Raw genomic sequence first — 6,464 nt, forward strand, 5'->3', positions numbered from 1 at the left:
TTCCGAGGACACACCAGACATCCTGGCGATAGCAGGCACCACAGGGGTCTATCCGCTTGACCTGGATGGTGATCACATCACGGATCTTGCGATCCTGCGGGTTGGCGAGGACAGATTGCTGCGTGGTCTCGGCAATTGCCAATTCGCCCCGTTCGATGACATCGGTTTTGAAAGCGGCGACCACTGGACCACAGCGTTTTCCGCGACATGGGAGCCGGGGCAATCCCTGCCAACACTGGCCTTTGGCACCTATGTTGACCGGAGCAATCCAGACGGGCCGTTTGAAACCTGCGACGCGACGCTCCTCTACCGCCCCGATGGCAACACCTACCGGCAAGTTGAAGAACTGCAGCCTGGATACTGCGCCCTGTCGATGCTCTTCACCAATTGGCACCGATCAGAGGAAGACGACCAACGCGGACGAGCCGATCTGCGCATCAGCAATGACCGCCACTACTATGTGCGCGGCGGGCAGGAACAAATGTGGGCGATGACAGAAACACCATATCTGTACGCCACAGAAGATGGCTGGGCCTCCTACCAGTTATGGGGCATGGGGATTGCCTCCAGAGATATCGATGGGGACGGGTTTTCAGACGTGTACCTGACGTCAATGGGCGATCAAAAATTTCAGTTGTTTGATCCAACCCAGGGCGGGCCCGCCTACAGTGATGTCACCTATGCGTTTGGCACAACAGCCCACCGCCCCAGCACCGGTGGCGACGGGCGGCCATCAACCGGCTGGCATGCTGATTTCGGAGATGTGAACAACGACGGCCGCGACGACATCTTCGTGTCCAAAGGCAACGTTGAGCAGATGCCAACCGCCGCAATGCGCGACCCGAATACGCTGTTACTCCAGGATGAGAATGGTAGGTTTCGCGATTTTGCTGCGGATGCAGGTATCGCAACCATGGAGCGGTCGCGCGGTGCCGTATTGCGGGATCTCAATCGCGACGGCCAACTGGATCTAGCGGTCGTGAACCGACGCGCGTCACTTGAGCTTTATGAGAACACCACGGTTGGCTCCGGAAACCACCTGTTTGTTGAGGTCATAGGCGACCCGCCAAACACGGCGGCAATTGGCGCCTTCGTCGAGGTGCGGACCGAGAACCGGACGCACACCCGTGAGCTCACGATTGGTGGCGGCCATGCGGGCGGCTCAGCCGGGCCGGTTCATTTTGGCTTGGGTGCTGCTGAAACAGTGGCATTGCGGATACTGTGGCCTGATGGTCAAAAGACCAAATGGCAAACAGTGGCTGCCAATCAAAACATCACTGTCCGCCAGTCCGACTAACCACTGCCTACCGTTCAACAGGCAACCCAGAGGGAACCTGATCCGGCACCCCCAAGCGCCCCGCAACGGCACTGGGATCGGTCAACGCCTCTAGAAACGCGATCAGATCGGCAACATCCGCATCGCCCAACACTGTTGGCGAGAGATCATTGCTGGCAGCGATGCGGTCGATTTCATTGGGATCGTCCAGAATTCTCCAATCATCCGCACCCTGAAGCTCCGGCAAAACGGCCTGCCCCCGGTCATAGTTGTACAATCCGCCAACCGGGTCCAGATGATGACGCACCATTGCCTCCAGCGTCGCAAAAGCGCCGCTGTGACCATAAGGTGCGGTTTCCGTCACATTGCGAAGACTTGGCGTTCGAAAGCGATTGGCATCCTCGGCAAGGCCAGTCACCCGGGCGCGCCCCTCATCACGGGCGTGATCTTCAAAACGCGCTGCTTTGCCCGGCCCCAATTGCGGCATCGCAATAGAATAAAACCGGTTATCCGTTTGAAGCCAGCCAGCGTGACAGCTGCTGCACCCAGCCGCACCATAGAACAATGCTCGTCCACGCTGTGCGGCCTCTGGCAAATCTGCCTCCCCCTGCACAGCGCGGTCAAACGGGCTGTCCATCGCCTGCCACTCAAACCGGATGAACGCGGCTAGGACATTTCCGACGTCGGTGAACTTAATCTCAGCATCAGAGCCAATGAGCGCGTCAAAGCCAGCCCGGTATTCGGGTATTTCCGCCACGCGCGCAGCGATCAGGTCCCAGGCACCGCCTCGATGGCTCAACTGGCCAAGACGAACGGCACGCGAGATTTCATTTTCAGAGTAATGGCCTGCCATTTCATCTGGTGACAGAACCGGAAACATCGCTTGTGCGGATAGCACGGAATCAAAACCAGCCGCCATATCGCCGCCGAGCGGCGTGCGAATGCCTCCTCCATATGTGGGGTCCGCTTCAAGACGGCCATCATGGAACATCACCTCCATGGAGCGGGCACCAAGGTTCCAAAGACCAGGCGCATTCCGAGGGATGCGTTGTTCGGGCGGATTATCAGGATCAATGACCCGATTTGGGCCTAGCCCAGTGGCCCCATCCCCAATCGACAACGACAAACCATCGCCAGTTCCGAACCGGGGATGATGGCAACTTGCGCAGCTGACTTCCTTGTTGCCCGACAGAATTGGATCATAGAACAACAGTTGCCCCAGCTCTGCCGCCAGCGGGTCAACTGGGGCGAACACCGGGCGCGGACCCAACGACAGCGGATCATCCGCCAGGACGGCGCTTGCGGCAGCGAGACTGGTTGCCCCAAAAAAGCAGGATGTCAAGAACACTCTCACGGCTATGAACCTTTGCTGGAAAAAGACAGTTCGAGCCGCTGATGATAGGGACTGCCCGGCTCCACGATAATAGATGGGAAGGTGGGTTGGTTCACCGCATCCGGATATCCCTGCGGCTCAATGCAGACCCCGGAAAATGGCGACAGAACGCTGCCCTCCTGTCCTGGCTGCGAGGTTTGCAAATGCCCAGCGGTATAGATCTGTGCCCCAGACTGATCAGACGTCACCGTGAGCGTCACGCCATCCGGCGCCGTCAGTCGCGCAACCTCTCGCAGCCTGTTGGCGGACGGGTTGAAATTGAAATGGGTATCGTATCCACGCCTATGCGGATCGAGCTCGGCAAAGCTCTGCTCTCCCGAAAACACATACCGCGTTCCGCCGAGCGCCAGGCAATTGCCCGTCGGCAATCCATCTTGCGTTGTTTCCAACCGTTCGCGGAACGCAACCCAAAGCCGGTGATCCCATATCTCTGCGTAACGGCCCAGGCAGTAATAGTTATGCTGTGCCAGATTGATCGGTGTAGGGCGATCAACAGTCGCAGACATTTCATAGATCAACGAGGCCTCTCGCAACGAGACGTCGCACACAATATCCACGGCACCTGGGAAACCTTGATCTCCCTCTGGCGAGTGCAGCTTCCACCTGACAGTTTGCGGATCTCGCGGCTCCATTGCCCAGAATCGACGGGAAAGCCCCCCTGGCCCGCCATGCAGCATATTTGCCCCTTCGTTAGCGGCCAATCGGATGTCATCTCCACCCAACGAAAAACCGGCACCGGAAATCCTGTTGGCCACTCGGCCTGCCAAAGCACCCAGGTAAAACGGATCAGTCAGATAAGAGGCCATATCCTGATATCCGAGGATCATGGGGGTCCACTCCCCCGCGATCTGCGCATCAATGCGGGCTGTGATTGCTCCAAAGTTCAACAACCGCACCCGCAGAAATTCATTTTGCAGGTCAACCCACCGCAGCTGATCAGCGGCGTCTTCTGGCAAATGAGCATTACCAGCGGCGGAAGACTGGAGAGATTGTGGGATCAGACAACTCCGGAACAGGGGATCAACGATTTAATTCGCGCCCCAAAATTAAAAGAAGCATACCAGAGCTGTCAATAAAATCCGAAATGAGCAGCGCGATACGCCGCTCCGAAACCGCTGCATCAGCCAAACGGCCAACCTGCATCAACCAAGAATTGCAGGCGGCCCGTCGAGCCAACGCATAGGTCGGCAATCTGCCATCAAAATACCGCAGCAGCCCGAGCAATACTCAGATTTGGCCCCATTGATGCCACGAATTTTAATCAATTTTTAATCAACGGATCGAGGCACGCCAGACATCTGGTCAGCCCCGCCCCGCCATGAGGGCAGCCGTTGCAAGAAGGATGGGGAAAGACATGAGCGACATCGCAGATCCACAGACCATCGGCCATTCTGTCGTCAACGGTCACTCAGAACCCGCTTTGGGCAGCGCCTATGCCACATTTGGCAAACGGGCTTTGGATATCGCTTTGGCCATCGCATTATTGCCAATGATCGCACCAGTTATTGCAGTTTTGTGGCTGCTGGCGCGCAAAGATGGCGGATCCGGCTTTTATGGTCACAGACGGATCGGGCGCGATGGCACCCCTTTCACCTGCTGGAAAATCCGCACCATGATCTGCAATGCCGAAGAGATCCTTGAGGCTCATCTTGCCTCAAATCCGACTGCCGCAGAGGAATGGGCACAGTCTCGCAAGCTGACGCATGATCCGCGCATCACATCGTTTGGCAATTTTTTGCGCCGCAGCAGCCTGGACGAGTTGCCACAGATCTGGAGCGTTCTGCGCGGCCATATGAGCTTTGTCGGACCCCGCCCGATTGTCCGCTGTGAACTGCCGAAATACGGCGTGCACGCTGGTGCGTATCTCGGTCAGAGACCGGGCATCACCGGCCTTTGGCAGGTGTCCGGACGCAACGACGTGAGCTACGCTGAACGGGTTCAATTTGACGTCACATACGCGCGCAAATGCGGGCTGATCTATGATCTCAAACTCATGCTGTTGACCGGGCGCGCGGTTGTCAACAAGACTGGTCGTTAATCAACACCCAAGGCCAGACCTCTCAATTCGGGCATCCCAAACTGAGAGGGTGATCAATCCTTGATCGCGGGAGGAGAGCGGCAACAATGGACACCGGGACCCCCTCGAACCACGCACATATTTCTGCGGGACGGAGCAAACTGGCCCTCAAAGGTGTCGCTTGGTCTTTTCTCAATATCCTGGTCAGCAATGGTTTGACGATCGCTGTCTTCCTGGTGACCTCCCTCCTGCTGCAACCGGCTGATTTTGGCGCGGTCGCCCTTGCAACATCCATCGTGATTTGGGCTATGACCCTGGTACCTATCCCGATTGGAGATGCGATTTTACATCGCCGAGATCTCAGCGACAGACATCTCAACAGCGCGTTCTGGTTGACGCTCGCCATTGGTCTGGCCGTGATGGGTATGCTGTATCTTTGCGCGCCCGTTTTGGCCGGTTGGACCGGCGTCAGCCTAGTGACGACGCTCATTCCGCTGTTGTCCTTGCGAATCCTTTTCGTGTCGCTATCCACAGTTCCAGCTGCCCTCATCAACAGGCGAATGGCGTTTCGTCACATCACCTTGCGCACCGCTTTGGCGAATGGCCTGGGTGCAGCCGTATGCCTCATCATGGTGCTGCAAGGGTTTGCGCTCTGGGCCTTAGTCTTTGGTCAGATCATGACAAACCTGGTTGCCTGTGTTGTCTCTTTCTGGAGCAGCAAGTGGCGACCTGGTTTTGAATTTTCGTTTGACGCCATCAGGGACCTGAAGGACGTCACGCTGTTTTCCATGGGCGGCCGGATGATAGATCCGACCCGGATCAACGAAATTCTCATCGGCAGTCTAATGGGGCCTGCTGTTCTTGGTCTTTATTTTTTCGCCCGCAGGCTCTGTGAGTTTGTCCAAGAGCTGATAACAGGGACGTTGCTACCGGTTTCGCGCACCCTGTTTGCAAGCCTACAAACTGACGAACGACGCCAAAGCGACGCGCTCATCCTGAGCACGCTGGCGGCAGCCACCGCTGCATTTCCGTTGTTTATCGGCTTCACCATATTGGCCCCGACCGCGATCCCTTTTGTATTCGGCAGCAAATGGCTCGGCGCCGTATACGCGGCCCAATGCCTCGCACTCATCGGGTTATTGATGAGCATCGGCCTGATCCAAGGCTCTTTTCTGCGGTTTTCCGGCCACGCCCGCTGGTGGTTCTGGTTTGAATGTACGCTTAGCACATTGGGATTTGCCGCAATTTCCGTGTTTGCAGGCAACGGCCTCAACTCGGTGGTGACGGCGCTGCTGTTGATTGCAGCCGTCCTCTGGCCCATTGCCGCGATCAAAAGCGCACGTGCGCTGCAAATTTCTATACCAACCATTGTGATGCGCTGCATTGCACCGCCATTGGTTTCGGTGGCGGGCATGGCCATCGCTCTGTTTTGTTTGCGCGAATTTGGGCCCGCCTTATATGGGCTGTCATATCTTGCAGCACAGGTGTGCTTGGCAGTGCCGGTCTATTGTGGCCTGCTTCTGTGGCTGGCCGCCGATGATCTGCGCCTAGTGTTACAGCAATTGAAACGGGCGAAATCCCAAGGCACCAGATCCTAACACCAGGATCAGATGGCGCAATCCGAGCGTGTCTCGTTATGATATACTTAGCGTCATCGAACTTCCGAGTTTTGATGAGTTGACGTCATGCGTGAAAACGGTTCAGTTAGGCTCATGATCCGCCCCGGTTTTCTTACCCCTTCAGAGCGTCGAGAGCTTGAGGCTTGCGTGCGCAGTCAT

At 56.9% G+C, this 6,464-nt stretch carries 5 protein-coding genes; 3 read left to right on the forward strand and 2 right to left on the reverse strand.

Annotated features, from left to right (window positions below; genetic code table 11):
• Nucleotides 1–1,297: CRTAC1 family protein (locus Q0C28_RS07670; RefSeq protein WP_293574395.1), on the forward strand; the 1,297-nt coding region annotated here is incomplete at its 5' end.
• 7 nt (nucleotides 1,298–1,304) lie between these two features.
• Here Q0C28_RS07670 and Q0C28_RS07675 read toward each other — a convergent pair.
• The gene (locus Q0C28_RS07675) at nucleotides 1,305–2,552 is read right to left on the reverse strand and encodes a cytochrome c peroxidase (RefSeq protein ID WP_293574403.1); all 1,248 of its coding nucleotides are present in this window, start codon (nucleotides 2,550–2,552) and stop codon (nucleotides 1,305–1,307) included.
• Between the two features lie 80 nt (nucleotides 2,553–2,632).
• Nucleotides 2,633–3,625, reverse strand: coding sequence for an aldose epimerase family protein (locus tag Q0C28_RS07680; RefSeq protein WP_293574397.1), 993 nt, complete (start codon nucleotides 3,623–3,625; stop codon nucleotides 2,633–2,635).
• Between the two features lie 398 nt (nucleotides 3,626–4,023).
• On the opposite strand from Q0C28_RS07680, the gene Q0C28_RS07685 reads away from it, so the two are divergent.
• Nucleotides 4,024–4,707, forward strand: coding sequence for a sugar transferase (locus tag Q0C28_RS07685; RefSeq protein ID WP_293574399.1), 684 nt, complete (start codon nucleotides 4,024–4,026; stop codon nucleotides 4,705–4,707).
• Nucleotides 4,708–4,793: 86 nt separating this feature from the next.
• Entirely contained in the window at nucleotides 4,794–6,284 is a 1,491-nt protein-coding gene (locus Q0C28_RS07690) for a lipopolysaccharide biosynthesis protein (RefSeq protein WP_293574401.1), read from the forward strand.
• The last annotated feature ends 180 nt before the right edge of the window (nucleotides 6,285–6,464 follow it).

The sequence above is a fragment of the Phaeobacter sp. genome (assembly GCF_022825805.1).
GTDB lineage: Bacteria > Pseudomonadota > Alphaproteobacteria > Rhodobacterales > Rhodobacteraceae > Phaeobacter.

What these genes read in the sequence shown, in the direction of transcription:
- Q0C28_RS07685 (WP_293574399.1), top strand. Translation starts at nt 4,024, where the DNA reads ATGAGCGACATCGCAGATCCACAGACCATCGGCCATTCTGTCGTCAAC.
- Q0C28_RS07690 (WP_293574401.1), top strand. Translation starts at nt 4,794, where the DNA reads ATGGACACCGGGACCCCCTCGAACCACGCACATATTTCTGCGGGACGG.